The sequence below is a fragment of the Cellulophaga sp. BC115SP genome (assembly GCF_009905545.1).
Classification (GTDB): domain Bacteria; phylum Bacteroidota; class Bacteroidia; order Cytophagales; family Spirosomataceae; genus Flectobacillus; species Flectobacillus rivi.
Map to the genome: position 1 here is coordinate 172,687 of NZ_JAAALB010000009.1, position 24,860 is coordinate 197,546.

Below are 24,860 nucleotides of genomic sequence, written 5' to 3' on the forward strand. Positions count from 1 at the left end.
TCTTTTTAAAATAGTTTTCTACAAAAGACTAGAAAGTCAACTTAGCTCCTAAAGTATAGGCTCTTACAAGCGGATACTTTCCATAATCAACGCCTGGAGTAAGGTTTGCGCCGTTGTTGTAGTCTACTTCTGGATTATAACCTCTGTAATTGGTCAACGTAAAGGCGTTGTCTACTGCCAGATAAATACGTGCACCACTCAAGCCTTTTTGTCCTTTCAACCAATTGTCAGGAATTGTAAATCCTAAGGTCATATTGGTACATCTCAAAAATGAACCATCTTGTAAATAGAAGGTCGACAAACGAGTACTGTTACTTTGTGTACCACCACGAGAAGCACGATAAATCATACCATTGCCAGGTTCAGCTTCTGAACGGTAGCGATTTACGGCATCTGCATATTGGTTACCCGAACCTTCCATGTTGAAAGTATAATAATACTGACCATCAAGCACTTGATTTCCATAAACCCCGTTGAAAGATGAAGTAAAGTCGAAGTTTTTGTAAGAAGCAGTAATCGCAAAACCGTAAGTAAATTTAGCATAAGGAGAACCAATGACTGTTTTATCCAAATCATTCACAACGCCATCGCCATTGGTATCTTCAAAATACAAATCTCCTGGTTTTAAAGGATTACTTGAAGCAGTAGAACGAGCTGGTCCTTTGATTTTATAACCAGCAGTATAAGTCTGAGTTGCCGCGTTATAATTGGCGTTATCTTCTGCAATATTGGCCATATCTGCCTCACGAACCATACCTTTTACTTTGAATCCGTAGAACATCCCGATTGGCTGACCTTCTTGAGTAATATGTGTCAAGTATGAACGTTCTGCTCCGTTAGTCAAAATGGTATTAGCGCCGCCTAGGTCTAGTACTTTATTACGGTTAAGCGAGAAGTTTCCTGAAAGATTTAAACGGAAATCTGACGTTTGAACAACTCTTGCATCTAACTGTAAATCAATACCTTGATTTTGAACTTTAGAATTACGTAAGTTTGTTAAAATCGTTGATGTTCCTGATACCGCCGAAACTGGTTGGTTAAACAATAAATCTGTTGACTGACTCAAATAATAGTTAGCCATCAAGAAAATACGATTGTTGAATAAGCCCAAGTCTGCCCCGATATTGTATTGTGAAGTAGATTCCCAACCCAAACTTTGGTCACGCAAGGCATTAGGATATACCGCCGACGCTACCGTTCCATTCCCAAAAACAACCCCTGTTGGGCTTGACATCGTTTGAGCAAAACCATAATTACCAATATTATTATTACCACTTAATCCCCAGCTAGCACGAAGTTTTAGACTTGTTTCAGGACCAAATTTTTCAGTAAAAAATGGTTCACTCGAAAGTGCCCAACTTGCAGATACTGAAGGGAAATTACCCCAACGGTTTAGTGGACCAAAACGAGAAGAAGCATCACGACGATAAGAAGCTGTTAAGAAGTACTTTTCTTTGTAGTTATAAGACAAACGAGCTAAGTAAGAAAGTAAAGTAGTGGTTGATTTACCAGTTGCACCATTTAAGGTAAAATTGGTAGCATCAGCACCTTTACCTGTAATTTCTGGAATACGGTCATCTTGGAAACCTTTTGCTGTTACACTAATCACATCAATATCTAACTGCTGTGCCGAATAACCTGCCAATGCACCAATCGAATGTCCGTCAAATTGCTTGTTAAAATTCAAGGTATATTCTACCAACTTATCCATTTCTGAACGAGTTTGTGCCACTGCATTGGCCGCTGCAATTGCTTGTGCAGAACCTGGAGGGTTAGCACCATTACTTAAAGTTGTTGGTTGATAAAACTCATATTTCTCATTGTAAGTCTGTAAACCAAGGTTAATTTTAGCCAACAAACTTGGTAAAATCTGGTACGAAGCATTACTACTAAATGTACCTCTTACGCCTTTTCTCGAAATCTTCGTTTCAGTCGCTAGCGCCACAGGGTTCTCAACGGATTGGTAGGCGTAATTGGCTGAAAGACCAGCAGCTTCATTTTTTCTCAATGAACCATCATCATTATACGCACGGAAAATTGGCATATAGATAAGCGCTCCCATGATTGGTCCTTGGTTGAAACGACCTTCTTGCACTTCACGGTTTTCATTGGTCGTAATAGCCAAGTTGGCAGCTACGCGCAATTTCGAACTTACTTGTCCATCTAAATTTGCACGGAAATTGATACGGTCTTGCTTAGTGCTTTTGATAATACCGGGCTGACTCAAATATCCACCGCTAATGGCATAACGAGTAGAACCATTTCCGCCGGTGAACGACAAGTTATGACGCTGTACCATAGAAGTTTGGTAAAGCTCATCTTGCCAATCGGTATTGTACTTTGGCGTAATCATTTTCTGATTAGCAAAATCATACAAATCTGGTGGTAAACTCACAGAGGAAGCATTTCCAACTTTTGCGACACGAGTTGCGTTGTCGTCAGAATACATGGCATCTGTCCATGTTTTTCCAGAATTTAAGATTAAATCTTTGTAAGTATTATTGTGCCCATCAATCAATAATTGCGTAAACTGCTCGGCATTTAGCAATTTTACTTTATTGCTTAATTGATTAAGCCCATATTGCACATCATATTGGAATTGTCCTTTACCCTCTTTTCCACGTTTGGTTGTAATCAATACTACCCCACCAGCAGCTCTTGAACCATAAATTGCTGCCGAAGCTGCATCTTTCAAAATATCAATACTTTCGATATCATTAGGGTTGATAAACAGGTCATTTCCTACTGGATAACCATCTACCACATACAATGGGTCTGAGCTGGCATTGATAGAACCTACGCCACGCACACGAATTTTTGTGCTAACATAAGGTGCGCCACTCACTTGTGAAATTTGTACACCAGCTACTTTACCTACCAAAGCCTGACCAACGGTAGGCGTAGTAAGATTTAATTCTTTGGCTTTCACACTCGAAATAGCACCCGTTACATCACTCTTGCGAACAGTCGAGTAACCAATCGCAACTACTTCTTGTAACTCTTGTGAGTTTTCTACTAACTGAATCGTCAAGTTAGACGCTTTTCCAACAGTAACTAACTGACTATCAAATCCTACAAATGAAAAAACTAATACTGAACCTTCTGTAGCTTGGATGGTAAATCTACCTTTGGCATCGGTAACAGTTCCTTTTTTTGAGGTTTTGTCATACACGTTTACGCCAGCCAATGGCTCACCTTTGGACGTAGTTACGGTTCCTGTGACAGGATTTGCCATTTTGCCCAACGATGCCGACATCACGGTTTGGGTTGGCATAACAGCCATTGAACCCGAAAGACACAAACATAATAATGCCTTCAGGACAAGCTGTTTTTGTAAAATGTTTTGCATAAAAATGAGATTAAATTTTGTTGTGATACATTACCATTGTAAGCGGATAAATGTAGTATTCATACGGCGTGAAGAGGTCACTGCAAAGCCTTCAAGAGGGTTATCTGAAAGGGTAAAGCCTTCTAATTCATCAGCTTTGTCAATATCTATTGTTTTTAGCACGACTTGTTCACCAGTTTCGATGGACTTTTCAAAATCCAAAAAACTAAAGCGCCAGCGTCGTCCTTCAATTTGATTTTGAATCAAAACCAGTATTTTCTTTTCGGGTATCCATAAAAGATTTTGCACAAAAGCGCCACACGAGAACTTTTTGTATAAAACTCCTTTTTCGGAGGTCTTTTGCGCTTTTGCCAGCGCTAACGGATTGTATAAACGTACTTCGTTTTTGCGATTACCATAATCAGCGGTAGCGACATACCACTGTTTTTTGTATTGTACATATTCGGGGCGAGTACCTTGAATACAAGCATCGTCGTCGATAGTCGAGATAAGATTATTGTCAAGCTTTCTAGTAGTCTGTAAACCTTTCCAATCAACTTGGTAAATAACAGCTTTCCATTGAGAACCTTCAGGATTTAGGCGCACGCTATTGCCAATAAAAGTAGGTAATCCTTTATGATAGGCTATTCCTGTTGGGTGTCCGATAATGTCTTTCCCATCAATACTCAAGGCTATTTCTTTATGCTGATAAGTTAACGAATCGCCAACACGCTTATACTCACGAATCACCCCAATTTCACGGTCGCCATAAGCAAAATACTGATTACCAATACGACTGATTCCTTGTCCAGCGCCCAAAGAATCAAGGTTAAATGTTTTTTCTGCCTGAAGATTAATCTCAGGTAATTGGCTTGCTCTCCACAAAAAAGACATAGCCAACAATCCCATCATCAATGGGTATTTGATCAATAAAGAAACTTGCATAAAATAGAGATGAATGAAGTGTTACGACCTATTACGGGTCCATTGGCTCCAATGAATTCAACATCATGGACTCAATTAATGGATAAAACTCAGCTTCGGTTTCAGAAATACGCTTTCCTTTACGATACGGCACATATCCCAATTCTTTTTCACAGCGTTTATCCAAATTCAACTCGTGGATATATTGACTTTGAGAAACCGAGGTTGAAGTAATACAAGGTTTATCAGCAGGTATTCCGTATTGAAAAATCAATCGAGCGGTATTACGCATATTGGTCGTGGTATGACGAGCATGTGGTTCTACCAAAATGGCATTGGCAGGTACATGAAGCTTTTCGACCATATACTTTTTCATCTCAATAGCCTCATTATAAGGCGTTTTGTAAGGATGAACTTTGCCACCAGAAACAACAATTAGAGGAGCTTTTCCTTCGAAATATCTAACAGCCGCCACACGACAACGCATCATTCCTTCGGCACTCATGGGCATATCTTTTACGTCAGGACCAGCGCCTGGCACCAAAATCAGTGAATAAGGATATTTGTTCCAAGCAATCGTTTTTAGTCGGTCAACAACAGGTTTGTTGACACCACTCGCCATAGGTTCGTAGTCTGCGATTTGCTCTCTTTCGTTGATCTCTAGGGCAAACAAAGCTGAAGAAAGTGACGGTAAAAAGAATAGTTTTGAGCCACTCACCGTTGCCTGAACTGCACGAGTTAAGTCGCCCACCAATTGATAATAGCCTTTTTTGGTAATATCAAAAGCAATAGAATCTATCAACGGATAATTCGGTTTTTGACCGCCCAAATATACCCCAATTGTCCAGTTTACACCACGAGCATCTTGCGTCCAAGCTTTTTGCAATAAAGCATTAACATCTTGATTTTCAAGCTTCCCATAAGCTAATGATGGTACTAAAGATTGTTTTACCAAATTTTCTAACAAACTTCCTTTGGTGCATAATTGCGACAAGCGAAGCGATACAGTTTTGATTTCTTCTTCTGAAAATCGAAGCGATTCGACTAAACAAGCGGGCTTAGAAGCGCAATTTTTGAGTGCATCCGAAAGTTGTGAGTTTTTTTGAGTAGCCAGTTTTTGCAGGACTTCATCTGCTTCCAACTGTAAACGTAGCGATTTGGATTCCTCCAACAAAGTCAAGAATAAGTAGTTTTTGCGCTGAACCCAATTGGTTTCTTTCGTTTGGCTACTTACAGGAGTTATCGTTTGTTGTGCAAAAGTTGCTGAAAGCAATCCACACAGACAAAGGATTGTGAATATAGTTTTTTTCATGATTTTGAACCGAACACCTCAAATTGTCGGTAGCATTTATAGAAAACGGATAACCTCTTTGCTCAAAGGCATCAAGTGTAATTCGAGGGCAAAAGTAATAGCAGGTTCAGTCCAAGTCTGTCAAGTGAAAAACAAGTTTAGATTAAGAAATTATGAATATTATTATATGGAGAAAATATAAAATAAATTCAATTTTAAGGAAAACGCCCTTTTGAAAACCGTAAATCTCTACTCAATGGCTTAATTTAATTATAATCATCTCAAAATTGTAAGAAATAAATATTTACTTTTGTTATAGAAAGAATCCCTCTAAAACCTATCTATTGAAAAAAGCTATCAGCATAACATTCTTGTGTTTGTTGCTATACAATATGTTTAGCACTAGCTTGGTGTTGCTTTTTTCAAGAAGAATATTCAACAGGCAAGTCCTATATCCAAAAACGACGGGTGGATTGAAATTAAGATGCCCATTGCACTCCCCTACAGTGGAGATTTTGCCAACTTGACGAAACATGAAGGCTTAATCGAGTATCAAGGCGAGTTTTATAACATCATTGAGCAACACTATTCAAACGATACGCTTTATACCAAAATCAAGACCAACAATAAGGCCAAACAAAAGTATCAGTCTCTCTCCGACGACTTCAGTTTACAGTTTTCAGATAATCATTCTAGCAAAAGTACGCCACTCAAAAAGGCTTTAGAATTATGTAAGTCTTTATTTTCAAGCTATTTACAAAGCATTACACCTACGTTTACAACCATCTCTGATGGCCTACACCTGAAAATTAAACATCAATTTTACAGTTGCTACATTTATAAAAACAACTATACTTCAAGTATTTTCAATCCTCCCGAAATGGCTTCTGTTTAAGGTAATTATTCTTCTGATGTATGATTTTACATTAGGCTTAAATTATTGTGTCTATACTTTTTGAAAGGTATAGCGTACAATGATTGTGGGGAATTTTATTTTATCTATTCAAACTTTCAACTCCAAAAACTTGTAGTTCGCTGAATAAAAAATAGTATTTGTCAACTCATATAACTGAAATATCAACTTTGAGTGTCGTTGTCCGACAGTCGATGGGAAAAGTATTGTCTTCTATGAAACAAAACAACGATTTTTCTTGATACAAGTGGGTTGAAGGTTACCTTTCAAATCCCTATCAACATGAAATTCAAATTTTACCTATATCTATGCTTTACTATTTTTATTAGTGAATCATGCTACTTGGTGTCAAGCTCAAATGACCAAATGGTGCAGTATTTATCAGACACTTATGATAGAAATTTTGTCAAAGAAAATTCTTTTTGCCCAGAGGCTGAGTTTGTCTTCTTTGATTCGCTTTCGACCAAGCACCCCGACTCAGGGATGAGGCTACAAGCAAGCTTTTTTAAAGCAAATGGTTTTCTAAAAATGGGTCAAGAAAAAGAAGCAGTAAATGCGCTAGAGAAAATCTTATATGCTGTAACTGAAGACCATCGACATTATTCTGAGATATTGAAAAGCTATGCGGTGGCCTATTTGCGAATGGGAGAACGTCAAAATTGTATCAGTAATCACTCTGCAGAATCATGTATTTTACCTATTAAAAACGCGGGAGTTCATCAAAACAAAACAGGTTCACAAAAAGCCATTGAGGTTTATCAAAAGCTTCTTCAGCAAAACCCAAAGGATTATGAATCTATGTGGTTGTTAAACATTGCCTATATGACACTTGGTGAATATCCTGCAAAAGTGCCCCAACAATGGTTGATACCTAATTTGGATAAAGATAATTCAGGCTATTCTGTAAAACCGTTCACTGATATTGCTCCAAATTTGGGACTCAATAAAAGAAATATGGCTGGAGGAACCCTCATTGATGATTTTAATAATGATGGTTATCTGGATATTGTTACTTCTGATTGGGGACTGAAAGGTGCTATGCATTATTTTCGTAATGATACCAAAGGCGGTTTTATGGACTGTTCGGTCATATCTGATTTAGGACGTTTTAAAGGTGGTCTAAACATGATTCAGGCTGATTATAATAACGATGGATTCTTGGATATTTTCGTACTTAGAGGCGCATGGATGGGTAATTATGGTCGACAAGCCAATTCTTTACTCAGAAATAACGGTGATAATACCTTTACAGACGTAACCGTAGAAAGCGGACTTTTCTCAGAACATCCTACTCAGGCGGGAGTTTGGCGTGATTTTAATAATGATGGTTGGTTAGATTTGTTTATCGGTAACGAAACAGGGGGAATGAATGAGTATAACCCTTGTGAGCTATTCATCAGTAATAAAAACGGTACTTTTACTGAAGTGGCTGCTATTGCAAAATGTCAAATTATCGACTTTGTCAAAGGAGTTAGTGCTGCAGATTATGATCATGATGGGCTTCAGGATATTGTTATTTCGGGCATCGGAGGACGAAGAACTTTACTCAAAAATACAGGCACCAAAAATAATATTCCACAGTTTGAGGATGTTACTGAAAAGTCAGGATTAAATGATATTCAGATTAATACCTTTCCGATTTGGTTCTGGGATTATGACAACGATGGCTGGCAAGATATTTTTGTATGTGGTTATCAGTTCGATACCTCGATTCCATACACTGCAGCAACTGAAGCTTTAGGGATTCCTAATCAAGCCAGTACCATGAATTTGTATCACAATAACCATGATGGAACGTTCAAAAATGTAACCAAAGAAGCTAATCTCAATAAATCTGTCTTTACGATGGGCTCCAATTTTGGAGATATTGACAACGACGGTTATTTGGATATGTACTTAGGTACAGGCAATCCTGATTATAAATCTCTAGTGCCCAACCGACTTTTCAGAAATATGGGTAATGGAAAATTTGCCGATGTTACCGTTTCGGGCAGAGTAGGTAATTTACAAAAAGGACATGGTGTAGCAATCAATGACCTTGATAATGACGGAGATAGTGATATTTTCATTGAAGTGGGTGGCGCCTATGTTGGTGATTCTTACAACAATTCGCTGTATTTGAATCCTGGGCAGAATAATAACCGATGGATTAATATTCAATTAGAAGGTACCACAACCAATCGTTCGGCTATTGGTTCGCATGTAAAAGTTACCTTCAGAGAAAAAGGAGTAAAAAGGGTTGCTTATCGTGATGTAAATTCAGGAGGAAGTTTTGGTGCATCCGCTTTGAGAAGAGAAATCGGTATTGGACAAAGTGATTTAATTGATGAGCTTGAAATTACATGGGCTCAAACAGGCAAAAAGCAAGTTTTCAAAAACCTAAAGCCTAATCAGTTTATCAAAATCAAAGAAGGAGACAATACCATTACCAAAGTATATCTCAAAACGACTCTATTCCCAAGCCAGTCTACAGAGATTCCTATTTGTAATACTAAAATGAGTCTTTAGAAATTATTGCGGATATGGGATTGCTGATTTGGGATATATTGAAAAATACATTCATTTACTATATATCCTAAATCACCAATCCCGTATTAAGGCTGTACGAAGGATTCTATTTTGTTGAGAAGCTTTATGATCATTAGAATTTTTAATGTAGCTACAACCCTTGCGGTTGTCATGTTGAATGTGGCAATCGCAAGGGTTACAGCTACACCAATTATATTTTAATGAAAAAGCCAAACTTTCGTACACTACTAATCCCATGTCCGTAATCCGAAATAGTTGATTTTTGAAATCTATATTTATACACAACATATAATATCTGGTCAAAATAGCTTCTTTGACTAGCACTTTTCCATCAGTGGGCGAATTAATTTGTCTGCTGATGGAAAATCATGAAAGTTTCGCTTGTTTATTAGTATATTGTATGAAATAAATATTTATTTTTGTTTTAAGAAGAAAAAACCTCAACTATATCCTTTGAAAAAAATCGTCAGCATTTCATTTCTCTGTCTGTTGCTATACAATATGTTTAGCACTGGCATTGTTTTGTTATGTTTTGACAAATCAATTCAAAAAGCTACTCCAGTTACTCAAAATGATGAATGGCTAGAAATCAAAATGCCTATTGCCCTACCCTACAGTAGCGATTTTTCCAATATTACTTCTCATGAGGGTTTAATTGAATATCAGGGTGAGTTTTACAATATTATTGAACAACACTATTCAAACGATACGCTTTATACCAAAATCAAGACCAACCATAAAGCCAAACAAAAATATCAATCTATATCTGAAGAGCTTAGCCAACAATTTTCTGATAATCACTCAGAGAAAAGTTCGCCTTTGAAAAAGGCTTTAGACTTATGTAAACATTTATCATCTAACTACTTACCTCAACAAGTAAGTCTGGAAAACAAATACCTTCATTTCATCGAAAGCAAAAAGCCAAGTCTGTTCTACTACTCTTATCTATACGCTCATCTATATTCTTCAGGAGTTTTTATGCCTCCCGAGTTAGCTTCAGTTTAATGTAATGATCTTCCTTACGTATTGTTATTTACGTTAGGCTGATATTGTATTGCCCAAATATTTATTAACTGAAGCAAAGTTATGTCACATATCACTTTACCAAATCCAAATCTCCCAGGAATTTCAGGTCTTTTGGATTATAACAAAACAACCGCACAGCCTTTACTCAATCTTGCAGAGATCTTACTAAGAAGTGAGTCGACTCTTACAAGTGGCGAAAGGGAGCTTATTGCGGCACATGTATCTTATCTCAACAACTGTCATTTTTGTCATACTTCACACGCAGCAGCAGCAGTTGCTCACTTAGGTTGTGACATTAGTGTCATGGACGATATCAAGAAAAACTTCGTTGAAACGCCCATTTCTCCAAAATTAAGAGCATTATTAGACATTGCAGGAAAAGTGCAAAAAGGTGGTAAGCACGTTTTACCAGAGGATATCGCTATAGCTCGTGAAGCAGGTGCAAGCGACCGTGAACTGCACGATACAGTCTTAATTGCGGCAGCCTTTTGTATGTTCAACCGTTATGTAGATGGGTTAGGAACTTGGGCTCCACAAGCTAATGAGGATTATTTGGAAATGGGTCAAAAAATGGCATTCCTAGGATATAACCGACCACGATAATCTGCTGTAAAGATCTATTTGAGAGTTTAAATCATTCATAAAAATAGATAGTTGATTAGTGGGTCAATGTCCTATGATTGTATTCATTTTCTATTTACAGCATAAAACCCTGTGAATAGAAGCACATTGTCTCAACTTAAGATTTGTTGATTAAATACCTATTTATCAACGAGTTATTTTTTTGTCTATCCCCAACAGAAATTACGATTATGCCCCATATATCTTTACCAGAACATTTGCCAGGCATTACTGGCCTATTAGAATATAGCCAAGAAACGGCTCAACCCATTCGTGATTTAACACAACTGTTACTTCGAGGCGACAATACCTTATCGCAAGGCGAAAGAGAGCTTATTGCTACCATTGTGTCTTATCGCAACGGATGTATATTTTGTACCAATGCACATACTGCTGCTACAGATTTACTACTTGGCGAGACAGAAACCTGTGAAATCATGAAACAAGACATCGATCAGATGGCTGTTAGTGATAAAATGAAGGCTTTATTAAAAATAGCCTCTCTTGTACAAATCAATGGAAAAGCCGTTACCCCAGAGTCAGTTGAACTAGCGAAGTCTTTCGGCGCTACTGATGCAGAAATTCATGATACCGTATTGATTGCAGCATTATTCTGTCTCTACAACCGATATGTAGACGGTATGGCAACTTTTACTCCCGACCCACAAAGTGGTTTTTATCAGCAATTAGGCGAACGAATTGTCAATCATGGCTACCAACGTTTACCTCAAGGTTATGACCATTTAAAAAAATCTTAAATTGAATCGACATGAAAAAACATATATTATCTATATTCATTTTTATCAGCATTATTACTCAAACAATAGCACAAGTAGCTACAGTAACAGGAAAAATCACAGACGCACAAACGCAAAAACCTATTCAAGGAGTTGCTATCAGAGTTAAAGGAAAACTTGCAGGTACGCAAACCAACGCTAATGGTAGCTTTAGTATATCGCTAAAAACTCCTGCCTCTATTGTGGTTACAATGATTGGTTACGAAGCCAAAACTGTTGATGTTACTAATAATCAGGCTATTGATATTTCACTTTCTCCAGCTAATTCAGAGTTAGATCCCGTTGTAGTAACAGCTTCACGTGTTGAAGAACGCATTTTGCGTTCGCCTGTCAGTATCGAAAAAATGGATATTCGACAAGTTCAGCAAACACCATCAGCCAATTACTACGATGGTCTACAAAATATCAAATCCTTGGATATGGTTACGAGTAGTCTTACTTACAAACAAATCAATACAAGAGGATTTAATAGTACAGGAAATGGAAGATTTTTGCAATTAGTCGACGGTATCGACAACCAACCAGCAGGGTTAGGTTTTGCGATGGGAAATCTATTTGGTCCACATGATTTGGACGTAGAAAGTGCTGAATTAATTGCTGGTGCGGCATCCGCGCTTTATGGTCCAATTGCTTTTAATGGCTTGTTGAATACTCGCACCAAGAACCCTTTTGATTTCCAAGGGCTCAGCATTCAAACGAAATTTGGTCTCAATCACGTGGGTGACGGAACAGGATTAGGCGCAAAACCCATGAGCGATTTGGCTTTGAGATATGCAAAAGTTTTTAACAACAAATTTGCTTTCAAAATCAATGCTTCTTATCTCAGAGGTACCGATTGGTATGCCAACGATTATACAGATATTGACCCAAATACGCCAGCGGCGAGCCGTGGGGCAAACAACCCAGGTCGTAATGCCTTGAATATTTATGGTGATGAAGTGGCTCAAACCTTACCTAATATTGGTAGAGTTTCAAGAACAGGTTATGAAGAAAAAGATTTGGCGACTTATGGTGTGTATAGCCTTAAACTGAATGGTGCTTTGCATTATCGTATTAATGATAACCTTGAGGCCATTTACCAAATGAATTTTAATCAAGGAACGGCTCAGTACACAGGAAGTAACAGATTCGTTATCAATGATTTCCAGTTCATACAGCATCGTCTCGAACTAAAAGGAAGTCAGTTTTACATAAGAGCGTATTCCAACCAAGAAATTTCGAATAACTCCTACAATACACGTTCGCTTGGTCAACAAATCAACCGTACTTGGGTGCGCGACTTGAATGGCAATATTGTGACGCCCGACAAAGCAGATGCCACTTGGTTTCAGCGTTATGCGGCTGCTTTCAATGGTACAATCAGTGGTGTAACAGCTCAAAATCAAACACAGGCAAGAGCTTTTGCTGACCAAGGTAGATTAGTACCTGGCACAACGGCTTTCGATGAAGTTAGAGATAGATTAATTCATACTGTTGGATTATCTGGCGCAGGTATCAAAAGTAACTGTAGCTTAAAACACATAGAAGGACTTTATGATTTTAGCTCCGTGGTAAAAGTTTTCAATTTGCAAGTTGGAGGAAACTACAGAAAATACTATCTCGATACAGAAGGTACTTTATTTGACGACAAAGGCAAAAACCTCACAAATGATGAATTTGGTTTATTTACTCAAGCTTCAAAAAGTCTTTTCCAAGATAAGTTAAAAGTAACATTATCAGGAAGATATGACAAAAACCAAAACTTTGATGGTCAATTTACGCCAAGAGCATCAGCGGTATTTTCCCCAACTGAAAGACATAATTTTAGAGCTTCGTATCAAACTGGTTTCAGAAACCCAACTATTAGCGACCAATATATTAAGCTTGACGTAGGTCCAATTTTGATTTTGGGAGGTGCTCCTATCAACTCGCAAGGAATGAATGTTTACGAAAATTCTTATACAGCTGCTTCTGTAGGAGCGTTTGGTAGTGGATTTGGTGCTGATATGCAAAAAGGCGTTCCTTTCCCTACAGCTTTAGCCAACAATAAGGACAAACTGGTAAAATCAAATGTGCCATATATCAAACCAGAACGTGTTCAAAGTATTGAAGTAGGCTATAAAGGATTATTGACTTCAAAATTACTTTTTGACATTAACTACTATTACAGTCAATACAAAGATTTCATCATCAACTCTGTAGTAATTAGACCAAATAGCCCAGTAACATTACCAGACGGAAGTGTAAACCCAGCAGCTGCGGCAGATATTTTGAATGGAAATATCAAAGCGTTTCAATTGTACACTAACGCCGCAGATAAAGTATCTATTCAAGGAGTTACAGCTGGCTTGACTTGGGCTTTACCTAAAAACTACCAATTACATGGCAATGCAACTTGGATAGATTTTAATATAATGGATGCCAATCCAAACAATATTCCTGCTTTCAATACACCGACTTGGAAAAGCAACGTAACTTTTTCTAATCCTAAACTTACAGACAAACTAGGTTTTAGTGTGGCATGGCACTGGCAAACTGCATTCGATTGGTACGGAACATTTACAGAATTGAGACCTGGAAGAATAGGAGCTTACAATTTATTAGATGCGCAGGTAAGCTATACCGTTCCTTCACTTAAAACAAAAATCAAACTGGGTGCTGCCAACTTGACCAATCAATATGTAGTGCAAGCTTACGGCTCACCAGCCGTTGGAGGAATGTATTATATCAGCCTCAATTTTGATGAATTTTTAAGATAATAAGTGCTAAAACAACCTTATAATTTTATGCAATCAACTATTCACACAACCAAGGTTAAGTTGGCATTTACACTTTGTATGCTGAGTTATTTATTAGGGGGCTGTATTTCTACCATGATGTCGTCCTATTTGCCTGTTGCGTTGCCAGATTTACTTAATAGATTACTCAACGAGCAAAAGCTCTCCGAATATGGCGCTTATATCAATGCAATATTTCTATACGGTTGGATGTGCGGTGGCTTAAGCATGGGTTTTACCAGCGATAAAATTGGTCGAATTCCTAGTTTAAGTATCGTAACAGCACTTTGTGGTTTGGGAACCGTATTTATTGTTTTTGTTAAAGACTGGTACGTTCTTCTTGCCTTACGCTTTATCTCAGGCGTAGGTGTTGGGGGAATCTTACTATTGACCACGGTCTATATCTCTGAAATTTGGCCAGAAAAAAATCGACCTGTCATTTTGGGCATTTTGGCGGTTTCGTTTCCTTTGGGAATCGTACTCTCAGGCGGAATCACCATTTTATTTCCTTATTGGCATCAAGCTTTTTGGATTGGTCTTATCCCAATTGGTATCGCTATTTTGATGTTTGTTTTTTTACCAGAATCACCAGAATGGCAAAAGTCGCAAGGAAAAGCCAAGAGCACTACTCCAATAGAATCCATCGATTACCATAAAAACCTCTGGACTGGAATTCTTATTTTCGGTGCGGTACTTATTGGACTTTGGGGAATTTTCTCTTGGTTGCCTACATGGGTACAAGGTTTATTGAGCAATGGTCAAAAAGGTCAACAAGAAAGAGGTATTGTCATGATGCTTTTGGGTGTTGGCGGAATTATCGGTGGTACACTTTCTGGTTTTCTGATAAAGTCATTTGGATTCAAGAAAACGCTACTAGCAACTTTCTTAGGATGTAGCAGTGTGTGTATGTTATTGTTTTTGACGAATCATACCTTCAGTGGCTTGGTTTATATCGAAACGGCGCTATTATCTCTCTTTTTTGGTATTAGTCAAGGAGCGCTTTCGAGCTTTATTCCTGCGCTTTTCCCCGCGCAAGTCAGAGGGTTCGCAACGGGGCTATGCTTTAATATCGGAAGATTTTTTACCGCTACAGCCGTATTTTTTGTAGGAAGTTTGGTATCGGTTTTAGGAGGCTTAGGGCAATCTCTTATGACATTTTCCCTTGCGTTTGTATTAGCATTTATCATGCTTTTAAGAACCAAAAGCTTGGTGAGTGATTCGAAAATATTGTAATAATGGACTGGATGTGAACCTAGAGCGAGTCTATCATGCGTTATAGACTCGCTTCTTTTCAAAATCATTTAACTCAAAGAAAAATGGCATATATCAACATACCTTCTGAAGAACAATTACCGGGCATAAGAGGTCTCATGGCATTTAGTCCTGAAACAGCAAAGCCCCTCAATGCGCTAGCAGAAATTTTACTCAGAAATCCCAATAATACGCTTTCTCAAGGAGAGCGAGAACTAATTGCAACTTACGTTTCCTACCTAAATAACTGTACATTTTGTCAAATGGTACATGGTTCAGCGGCACAATGCTACCTTGAAGACGATGGCAGTTTGATTAATCAGGTAAAAAAAGATATGCTTAATGCTCCTATTTCGGATAAAATGAAATCTCTTTTGACGATTGCAGGAGCCGTTCAAAAAGGTGGAAAAAATGTAACGAAAGAACACATTGATTCAGCCAAAGCATTAGGGACAACTGATAAAGAAATTCATGATACCGTACTCATTGCAGCAGCCTTTTGTCTATTTAATCGATATGTGGACGGTTTAGGAACATGGGCTCCACAAGAAGCAGGTGCCTATCTCGACAGAGGACCAAGAATTCGAGATGAAGGATACGCCAACTTTAATCCTATGTCCTATATTCAAAAAAGTTAAGAGATAACTCCTCATTTAACTATTATATAGCTGACTTCAAGTTGATTAAGGCCTTTTATCTATTGAGATTTATAGTTAGTAAATTTTAAACACTGAGTACATTATTATTTTACAGAAAAACCCTACATTACAATACATTAACCATCTATACTCCAGACCATTATGAGATTATCACTTATCATTGGATTCCTCATTTTATTTCTCAGCGAAATACTAAAGGTTTACTTTATCATGCCATTCCCTGGGAGTCAACAGGCTGATACGATTGACCTTGCCTATTTTATTCATCAATATATAGGATTTTTTCGTGCTATTGGATTACTCATTTTGATTTATCCTTTATGGAAAAGCTTTAGCAATGGTTCAAAACTAACAAAGTTCGTTTTGGGAGGCTTTACCTTACTTTGGCTAGGGGTAATATATATGTTTAATTTTCAGCTCACTGCTGACCACATGTTTTATCAACCTAAAAATAAGACCTTTACTAATGGAAAAGATAGTAAAATCACTAAGGATAAATTGGTGATAGGGGTTGTGCATAATGGACAAGCAAAAGCCTATCCTATCCAACTCATTGGCTATCATCACCAAGTTATTGATACAGTTGGAGGTACTCCTATGATGATTACTTATTGTACAGTATGTCGCACAGGTAGAGTGTATCTGCCTTTTGTCAATGGAAAATTCGAACAGTTTAGATTAGTGGGAATGGATCATTTCAATGCTATGTTCGAAGACCAAACAACGGGTTCGTGGTGGCAACAAGCTACAGGAGAAGCAATTACGGGAAAACTCAAAGGGCTTAATTTACCTAGTGTATCCTCCGAGCAAATGAGTCTTTCAGCTTGGTTACAGATACATCCAAATTCCCTTGTGATGCAACCTGACCCAGAATTTAAGGAACAATATGCAGGTTTGAAAAATTATGATTCTGGTAAGGGTAAAAGTAATCTAACCACTCGTGACTCTCTTTCTTGGAAGCCAAAATCTTGGGTGATTGGCGTTCTTATGGGAAAAACAGCTAAAGCTTATGATTGGAATCAATTAGTAAAAGACCAAATAATTTATGATACGTTAGAGAAGTCAAATATAGTAGTGGTATTAGAAAATGATAAAAAAAGCTTCCATGTATTCAAAAGTGAAAGTCCGTTTGGTCCATTAAAATTAGTATTGAAGAATAATCAATTAATTGACAGTCAATCTGATGCAGTGTGGAATATGGATGGAAAATGTATTGCTGGCAAATACGAAGGTTCATCATTACCTAAAATTGAAGCCTATCAAGAGTTTTGGCATTCTTGGAAAACTTTTCAACCCAATACTTTAGTGATGCAATAAGTATTATTCCAAGCTGGCGAACTGATTCGCCAGCTTGGAATAATAAAATTACCTGTGTAAATCATTAATTACTTTAAAAGTTTAATTCTAATATCTTTAAAATAAGCTACACTTTTAGGATCATGACCTTGTAAAGCAATAGTACCAGAGCTAAGTCTTTTCTTACCACGATCTTCTGGAAGTGTTTCAGGTTCTGTATAATCCACCGCCAGTTTGTCATTGATTTTGATAATGACTCTCTTATCTTTCACAATAATGTGGTACTCATACCACTCATCGTCCTTCGCTAAGTTTTCCTTTACATCATTTACGCCATACAAGCTACCCGTTTTGCGCCAGTCAGTATGAGTTTGATTTACCTGTACTTCATAACCTTTTTCAGGCCATCCAGAAGCCTGGTAACCCGTATGGATAAAAATCCCTGAATTAGAGCCAGGCAATGTTTTTGCCTTGATTTTTAGTTCAAAGTTCTTGAAATCATGATTACCAACAGGTCCTTCGTAAAACAAGTGAGTACGTTCGCCAGCCACTTTTATAGTACCATCTTCGATAGAGAAGGTTTTAGGATTCTCCTCATTGACACGCCAGCCAGCAAAAGATTTTCCGTCAAAAAGTGATACCCAGCCTTTTTCTTTCTTCTGAGAAAAAGCAATTTGTACCGACATCAACAAACAAATAATGAATGATAGTTTTTTCATGTGTATAGTTTTTATAGTCCTTTTGGGATAAGTTGTTTTTTACAACGCTAAAGTACAAATACTATTTGGGTATCTCTATCAAAAATAGTTGTGTAGGTGTCTGTGGGGTAATGGAAATATATAGTAATTATCTAACTTTAAAATATTTGACAATGCTTGGTATTTTACGAAAATGTAATCTATTTTAATTTTGCTTTTATTTTATAACAATGTAATATATTTACAGCTCTAAAAGTATTTTAAACAAAACCCCGAACAATGTTTTCTGTAGAACAAACGACCCAAACAAGTAAAAGAGTCTTTACCTTATTACTCCTATTGTTATCTATTACTATCAATCTAAAAGCTCAGACAAGTATTCATGGAAAGTGGCAAATATCAAGATATATCATAGGAGCTACATTTTCTGGAAAAGTGAGAAGATAGACACTCTTTCCAAAGAAGAATTTTTTTATGAGTTTAAAGAAGATAAAACCTTCACAGCTGATGGTTGGCCAAACCCATTCCGTGGTGGTCTCAATCATAATAAAATAAAAGGAACATACCTTATTCAGAACAATGAACTTAAGCTTATTTATTTGGGGGAAGAAGACAAATTTAATTCAAACTTTTACTTTGATTATGTACTTGATAAAGATGCCCTAATTTTATCTTTCGATAAAGTTAAACTAATCAAATGGTATAAGAACAGTAAAAATCCTGATGATAGTTACGCACTTAAATTGAGTCAAAATATGTTTACAGCTGTTGAAGGCAAAATGTACTTTAAAAGGGTAAAATAACCCAAAAGCCTGTTTATTAAGATTGATTTTCTTGATAAACAGGCATATGTTTTACAAGTTTGTTACATCTTCAATGCCTCTTTCACTAACTGTTTCTTACCACGAGAAATAGGAATTTGAGTTCCATTGGTCAACAATAAAAAATCTCCGTTTTCGGGTACAGTATTTTCATAAAGATTTTGTGAGCATTCAAAAGAATTTTCTTGTACCAGTTTATTATATCTTTTTCAATATACCGTTTATTAAAATTTGATTTGTTTTAGGTACAAAAATGACTTAATCTATAGCATATAATTTTTTTTGGTTAAAATACTTCAGAAAAAAGCTCAAATATTAATCTATAATATCTATAGATTATATATATTTGTAAAAAATAATTTAAAATACTATGAAAGCACTCATTTTTTCATTGGCTCCTAGGTTTATTGGTTTACTCCCCCCATTGGTTATTGCTTTAGTGACTTTGGTTAGTAACCCTAATCTTCACAAGAAAAAACAGCAGAGTATCGCACGTAGTCATAAAGCATATTTCTCAAAAATTAAATAGAGTAGCCGTTCGCTACGAATTTATAGATTATGTCTAAAAACAATTTATATCAGGGTTTGCTCCTAACAGTACTTTTTAGTGTTTTGCAGTCGATGCACATTTTGGCACAAGATTTTGATTTTAATGCTAATCTTCAAAATGCCTATAACGAGGTTACCAAATTGCGCTTGACTCATGCCAAGCAATTGACTAGTAAAGAGTCGCCAAATAATGCCTACAAAGTTTGGGTTGACTGTCTGGCTGATGCCGTCAATGTATATGCTAGCGAGAATGAGGCTGAGTATGAAAAGTTGGTCGACAAAGTAGACGATGCACTCGATGTGATTGAAGACCTCGATACCAAAGCTCCTCAACAGCGTCAACTACGAGCCGAAATCAAATTTTACTTGGCTTTGGTTCAAATGAAACTCGGACACGAGACCAAGGCGGGTATGACCGTCATGAGTGCTTATAAATTGTTGGAGGAAAATAAAAAGCTTTTCCCAAATTATAGCGCCAATAATAAGATACTTGGGGTCATTCATGTGCTCATTGGCTCGGTGCCAGAAAATTATCGCTGGATTACCAAAATGTTGGGCTTGAAAGGTAATATCGATCAGGGGATTCGTGAGTTAGAAGTAGCTTCAAATGATAAATTAACGGGTTTTGAAGCAAAATTTTTTAAGTTATTTATCCAAAGTTATATTCTTCCCATCAACGATAGAGTACGCACAGAAGTCAATGATTTTGTGCAAAAAAACACGGATAGCGAACTAGCTCTATTCCTTGGCATTGCTATTTCTGAAAAGGATAACAAAAGCGATCAAGCTTGGAAGATTTTACAAAAAGTACCCAACGGTTCGGGGTATTTGTCTTTACCAATTTTCGATTTTTATACTGCCGATATTTATCTACAAAAAGGAAATTATGCCAAAGCTGAAAGCTATTATCAAGCCTATTTAAAGAAATTCAAAGGACATAGTTTTATCAAAGATAGTTTTTACAAGTTATTCATTACCAATTTTTTAAATGGCGAAAATCAACAAGCCATGGCGTTTCTTCAAAACATCAATCAATACGGGAAAAAGCTGTCGGAGTCTGACAAAGCGGCTCAAAAGTTTTATGATAATTACAACAAAACCAAGCAGTTACCAAACAAATACTTACTTCAAGCCCGTTTGGCAATTGATGGAGGATACTATAAAGAAGCACTGGAAAATATCAAAGATATCAATGAAAATACCCTTAATAGCAGTTTAGACAAAGCTGAGTTCAACTTTCGAAAAGGGAGAATTTACCAAAATTTGGGTGATACTGACTTGGCTATTCAAGCTTTTGAAAAAAGCATTACCCTTGCCCAAAACTTAGATACGCACTTTGGCGCAAGCTCTTCTTTGCAATTGGGATATATATATCAAAAGAAAAAGGATACTAAAAAAGCACTCTCATGGTTCGAAAAAGCACTTTCTTATAAAAAACATGAATACAAAAACTCTGTGGACAATAAGGCTCAAGCCGCAATTACTGACATAAACAATTAGAAGAAACATAAATCAACAATACTTAAAACCTTAAAATAGATACACAACATGGAAATTTATTTTGATAACGCCGCCACCACTGCTCTAGACCCTGAAGTTCTAAACGCTATGATTCCCTATCTTACCAATCAGTATGGTAATCCTTCTTCAAGCCATGCTTTAGGGCAAAAAGCAAGGGAGGCTGTTGAGGAATCTCGTCATACAGTAGCGAGCTTACTAAATGCTTCGCCAAGTGATATTTTCTTTACTTCTGGAGCTACCGAAGCCAATAATATTGCCCTTTCAGGCGCAATTCGTACCTATGATATATCGCATGCTATCACCTCTCGGCTCGAACATAAGGCGGTTTTGCAAACACTTGGACAATATAGTCAAGAAGGTGAATTGGATGTAAGTTTTGTTAAAATTGACAGCAAAGGCAACATTGATTTTGAATACCTAGAAAACTTACTCAAGTTTAATGCGCAGTCGATTGTCAGTTTGATGCACGTGAATAATGAGATTGGAAATTTGACGGACTTAAAAGCACTCAGTGCATTAGTAAAATATTATGACGGTATCTTCCATAGTGATACCACACAAAGTATCGGAAAGTATCGCATTGATTTACAAGAATTTGACATAGATTATTTGGTAGGTTCATCACACAAATTTCATGGTCCTAAAGGCGTAGGTTTTATTTATATCAACAAATATAAAAAGGTACGCCCCTTGATTTATGGTGGCGCACAAGAACGAGGTACTCGTGGGGGTACTGAAAATGTCGCTGGGATTGTAGGTTTGGCAAAGGCACTCGAAATTTCGTATCGTGATTTAGAGAAAAATCACAATCACATCTCCTACCTAAAATCTTTTTTCATTGAACTACTTACAAATGGTCCTATCAAAAATATTCGTTTTAATGGCGAAAGTTTCGCTGAGGACAAAAGCAGCTATTCGATTGTAAATGTGGCATTTCCGCATCTCAAACATGGTGGGTCGCTATTAGATAAACTAGCTCAACTCGAAATATATGTCTCTGGTGGAAGCGCTTGCTCAAATCTTACTCAATCGGGTTCCCACGTATTGAAAAATTTGAAAGTCCATTTGGATCGAGATAACGTAAGATTTTCATTTAGTAAACACAATACGCCACAAGATATCAGACATGTAGTAAAAGTTCTCAATCAGATTTATCAAGAAGATGAAGGGATCGCAAAATCAAAATTGTTGGAGGTAGCTTAGAATAAGGGGATAGGGTATAGGCAAAGAGGCAACAGTATTCTATTTACTATTGCCTCTTTGCCTATACCCTATCCCCTCTAAAAAATCAATGCTCCCCTACTCTCTTTTCACCAGCTAAAATAGCTACTTCTAATTTATTTTCTTTGGTAGGTAAAGGGCAAGTGGCAAATGGCGTAAAGGCACATGGAGGGTTATAGGATTTATTAAAATCGATGTAAGTATATCCCTCAGCATCAGGACCTTCTACCTCCAAAAATCTACCAGCACCGTAAGTTTCATGTTTATTACTCAAGTCTCCGAACACTAAACTTAGGTGTTTGGGCGTTCCTGTTGGCTCTAGCGTATATTCTTTGCCGTTTACCGAAAAAATTAACTTTCCTGGAGAATCCTGTTCGTAGGCGCGTCCTGTAATATCAATAATTTTGAGTTTGCGTCCTTCCGTCGGTACAAATTTGGCCTTTACTCTCCAAGCAGCATCAATTGGAAACGTAGGAATTCCTGTAAAGCTTTTCAAAAATGGACTTTCTAGATCTCTTAAGCGAATAGCATATTTATCTCCTCGCTGTATGATAAACCAACGAAGTGACTGATGCGCCAACACAATGGGTTTACCTTGATAGGGAAATACCTCTGCATTGTTTACCTCCTGATTATCAAGGGTAACTTTTGCTCCTTTGGCAGCCACAAAAGAAATTTTTCCTTCTTTCAAGATTACTTTTCCTACAAAATCTGCACTATGTTCTTTGGGGAAGTTAATAGCATTTTTATCGCTTCCTCCAATAGTATTCTCCCCTTCTTTCAACCAAAAAAGACCAGCTAAATTTAGCCAGCCATCTTCTCTTTTCAGACCTTCAATACGCTTTTGTTGCCATTGTTTTACCTCGGCTTCATAATTATTATCATTTGTTTCAACAAACGAACTCAAAAACCCTAAGCTCAATAGGGTACTTGCGGCTAAAAGTATTTTTTTCATAAATGGATTTTTTAATGGCGATAAAATGAGCTGTGATTCTTGAACATCAAGTTAGTTCATTATAAAAGTTCTCTAACTATTGGAGATTTCTGATTACGGAAGTATATCCTAATTTTTACATGATATTTTATAAAAATAAAGGTATTTTACTTTAATTCCGAAATCAGAAATCCCATATCTACAATAGTCATAAATCATTCATTCACAGCCCACTATATCTCACTATAAATTTATTGAAGTAATAATTTATTTGTGATAATTTCTACGTTTGGTAATGGAAAAATATAATTACTCTGAGAAGGTAGCACCTCAGGCGCCGTCAATACACTACTAGCTTTGGCTGGTAATGGCAACAGATTGCGAAGTAGATCATTCGAACGGAATCCTTCTCCAATAAGTTCGATACGACGTTCTTTCAAAATTGTACTTAGCAAAGCCGTGCGACTTGATACGGCACTTTCGGCAAAAGAGTAAGTCGCGTCTGAGCGATTGCGTACTGCTTTCAACAATTCGGTAGCTTTAGTAATATCACCCACACGAGCCTCAGCTTCGGCGTAGTTTAACAAGACTTCGGCATAACGAATAATAGGTAAGTAGTCCAGAAATGGAGAAGGTTTGCTGTACTTGGTGATAAAATATAAACCAGATGACGTACGGGCAAAAGTTCTACGCAAATCGCTAGAGCGCCAGTCGGTATTTCCCCAAATGCCGTTGGGATTTAAGTTGTACTCGGCATTGGCATTAAACACATAAGGAAACGATGATTGACCAGTCACGTTGTCCAATTCTGTCATTGGTACTGACAGTATAGATTCAGTTGAAGTGTAATTCGTTGTGAAGATTTCGACGATGTTTTGCAATTTGTGCGCCACACCTGTAGTCGCTGCAAAAGGACTTGAAGTAGAGACAATTTTCTTGGCTTCCTCAATCACCTTCGCGTAGTTCCCAGCGTTGAGATACACACGAGTTTTGAGCGCAATCGCTGTGTTGCGATGCGCACGTGTGGTATTCAACAAACTAGTTGAATAGTTGAGAGGTAAATCTGACTCAGCTTCATCTAAATCCTTGATAATCTGAGCATAGACTTCTGCTACAGAGCTACGTTTGAGGTCATTATTAGCAGTATTAGTTTCAGCCTTCAAGCGCAAGGGCAAACCAGGCGAAGCTCCTTGATTTTCGTTGTATGGACGAGCATACAACGTAACCAATGAATAATAACTCAAAGCTCTCAAGAACTTCGCCTCGGCAATATATTGTTTAGTTAAGGTAGAATTTACTACGTTTGGGTGATCTGCTAAACCTTGAATGACAATATTGGCATTATTGATAGCCGTATAACCTGCCGCCCAAAAACCCGCTACAAAGTTTGACCCTGCATTAAGTGTCTGATTCCAAGCTTCATAAGCGGTAAAGGTATTACTCGTACGATTGATAAATTCCTCGCCACGAGCTTCGGTATAGATATAATAGTTTCCACCATAAAAGTTGACACTCTTTATCGCTTTATAAATACCATTTACAAGTCCTAGAACTCTATCGGGTGTATCAAAAGCATTGGTTCCACTGATAGCTGTTGCAGGCGTTGGGTTCAAATATTTTTGGTCGTCGCAGGCGCTGGTGCTTACTAATAGGGTTCCTAAACCAAGGGCAAGTCCCCATTTTGATATATGATTATTTTTCAAAATTTTCATCTTTTCTCTATTT

The 24,860-nt window shown here is 37.3% G+C and carries 19 protein-coding genes; 13 read left to right on the forward strand and 6 right to left on the reverse strand.

The genetic code is table 11. From position 1 onward, the window contains the following. Positions 1–28 precede the first annotated feature (28 nt). The 3 genes from GVN22_RS09685 to GVN22_RS09695 are packed head-to-tail and all read right to left on the reverse strand — an operon-like array spanning position 29 to position 5,564. Positions 29–3,349, reverse strand: coding sequence for a TonB-dependent receptor (locus tag GVN22_RS09685; protein ID WP_166550826.1), 3,321 nt, complete (start codon positions 3,347–3,349; stop codon positions 29–31). Positions 3,350–3,379: 30 nt separating this feature from the next. Then, positions 3,380–4,273: a hypothetical protein gene (locus tag GVN22_RS09690; RefSeq protein ID WP_166550827.1), complete on the reverse strand. Its 894-nt coding sequence runs from the start codon at positions 4,271–4,273 to the stop codon at positions 3,380–3,382. Between the two features lie 31 nt (positions 4,274–4,304). After that, the gene (locus GVN22_RS09695; RefSeq protein ID WP_166550828.1) at positions 4,305–5,564 is read right to left on the reverse strand and encodes a YdcF family protein; all 1,260 of its coding nucleotides are present in this window, start codon (positions 5,562–5,564) and stop codon (positions 4,305–4,307) included. Between the two features lie 463 nt (positions 5,565–6,027). On the opposite strand from GVN22_RS09695, the gene GVN22_RS09700 reads away from it, so the two are divergent. The 9 genes from GVN22_RS09700 to GVN22_RS09740 all read left to right on the forward strand — a co-directional run bounded on the left by GVN22_RS09700 (position 6,028) and on the right by GVN22_RS09740 (position 17,412). After that, the gene (locus GVN22_RS09700) at positions 6,028–6,438 is read left to right on the forward strand and encodes a hypothetical protein (RefSeq protein WP_166550829.1); all 411 of its coding nucleotides are present in this window, start codon (positions 6,028–6,030) and stop codon (positions 6,436–6,438) included. 300 nt (positions 6,439–6,738) lie between these two features. Continuing rightward, the gene (locus tag GVN22_RS09705) at positions 6,739–8,964 is read left to right on the forward strand and encodes an FG-GAP-like repeat-containing protein (RefSeq protein ID WP_166550830.1); all 2,226 of its coding nucleotides are present in this window, start codon (positions 6,739–6,741) and stop codon (positions 8,962–8,964) included. A gap of 474 nt (positions 8,965–9,438) precedes the next feature. Further along, positions 9,439–9,990 (forward strand): hypothetical protein, encoded by a 552-nt coding sequence (locus tag GVN22_RS09710; protein ID WP_166550831.1) that lies wholly within the window; start codon positions 9,439–9,441, stop codon positions 9,988–9,990. A gap of 81 nt (positions 9,991–10,071) precedes the next feature. Further along, a complete protein-coding gene (locus tag GVN22_RS09715; protein WP_166550832.1) occupies positions 10,072–10,614 on the forward strand; it encodes a carboxymuconolactone decarboxylase family protein in 543 nt (180 codons plus the stop codon). A gap of 209 nt (positions 10,615–10,823) precedes the next feature. Beyond that, positions 10,824–11,390, forward strand: a complete 567-nt coding sequence (locus GVN22_RS09720; RefSeq protein ID WP_166550833.1) for a carboxymuconolactone decarboxylase family protein — start codon at positions 10,824–10,826, stop codon at positions 11,388–11,390. An 11-nt stretch (positions 11,391–11,401) separates the two neighbouring features. Beyond that, positions 11,402–14,167 (forward strand): TonB-dependent receptor, encoded by a 2,766-nt coding sequence (locus GVN22_RS09725; protein WP_166550834.1) that lies wholly within the window; start codon positions 11,402–11,404, stop codon positions 14,165–14,167. 27 nt (positions 14,168–14,194) lie between these two features. Beyond that, positions 14,195–15,418: an MFS transporter gene (locus GVN22_RS09730; RefSeq protein WP_166550835.1), complete on the forward strand. Its 1,224-nt coding sequence runs from the start codon at positions 14,195–14,197 to the stop codon at positions 15,416–15,418. Positions 15,419–15,453: 35 nt separating this feature from the next. Next, a complete protein-coding gene (locus GVN22_RS09735) occupies positions 15,454–16,074 on the forward strand; it encodes a carboxymuconolactone decarboxylase family protein (RefSeq protein ID WP_205690840.1) in 621 nt (206 codons plus the stop codon). Positions 16,075–16,236: 162 nt separating this feature from the next. Next, a complete protein-coding gene (locus tag GVN22_RS09740) occupies positions 16,237–17,412 on the forward strand; it encodes a DUF3179 domain-containing (seleno)protein (RefSeq protein WP_166550836.1) in 1,176 nt (391 codons plus the stop codon). Positions 17,413–17,480: 68 nt separating this feature from the next. Here the strand turns inward: GVN22_RS09740 and GVN22_RS09745 are convergent, their stop codons facing one another. Then, positions 17,481–18,110, reverse strand: a complete 630-nt coding sequence (locus GVN22_RS09745) for a DUF1080 domain-containing protein (protein WP_166550837.1) — start codon at positions 18,108–18,110, stop codon at positions 17,481–17,483. Between the two features lie 368 nt (positions 18,111–18,478). Here GVN22_RS09745 and GVN22_RS09750 point away from each other — a divergent pair, with 368 nt between their 5' ends. The 4 genes from GVN22_RS09750 to GVN22_RS09765 all read left to right on the forward strand — a co-directional run bounded on the left by GVN22_RS09750 (position 18,479) and on the right by GVN22_RS09765 (position 22,183). Then, positions 18,479–18,892, forward strand: coding sequence for a hypothetical protein (locus tag GVN22_RS09750; RefSeq protein WP_166550838.1), 414 nt, complete (start codon positions 18,479–18,481; stop codon positions 18,890–18,892). A gap of 388 nt (positions 18,893–19,280) precedes the next feature. Further along, positions 19,281–19,439 (forward strand): hypothetical protein, encoded by a 159-nt coding sequence (locus tag GVN22_RS09755; RefSeq protein WP_166550839.1) that lies wholly within the window; start codon positions 19,281–19,283, stop codon positions 19,437–19,439. Positions 19,440–19,468: 29 nt separating this feature from the next. Further along, positions 19,469–20,959 (forward strand): tetratricopeptide repeat protein, encoded by a 1,491-nt coding sequence (locus GVN22_RS09760; protein ID WP_166550840.1) that lies wholly within the window; start codon positions 19,469–19,471, stop codon positions 20,957–20,959. Positions 20,960–21,007: 48 nt separating this feature from the next. Beyond that, the gene (locus GVN22_RS09765; protein WP_166550841.1) at positions 21,008–22,183 is read left to right on the forward strand and encodes a cysteine desulfurase family protein; all 1,176 of its coding nucleotides are present in this window, start codon (positions 21,008–21,010) and stop codon (positions 22,181–22,183) included. A gap of 85 nt (positions 22,184–22,268) precedes the next feature. Here GVN22_RS09765 and GVN22_RS09770 read toward each other — a convergent pair whose 3' ends face one another. Both GVN22_RS09770 and GVN22_RS09775 read right to left on the reverse strand, forming a co-directional pair. Next, on the reverse strand, positions 22,269–23,156 hold the full coding sequence (locus GVN22_RS09770; protein ID WP_166550842.1) for a DUF1684 domain-containing protein: 888 nt from the start codon (positions 23,154–23,156) through the stop codon (positions 22,269–22,271). A gap of 230 nt (positions 23,157–23,386) precedes the next feature. Then, a complete protein-coding gene (locus GVN22_RS09775; protein ID WP_166550843.1) occupies positions 23,387–24,847 on the reverse strand; it encodes a RagB/SusD family nutrient uptake outer membrane protein in 1,461 nt (486 codons plus the stop codon). Positions 24,848–24,860 lie beyond the last annotated feature (13 nt).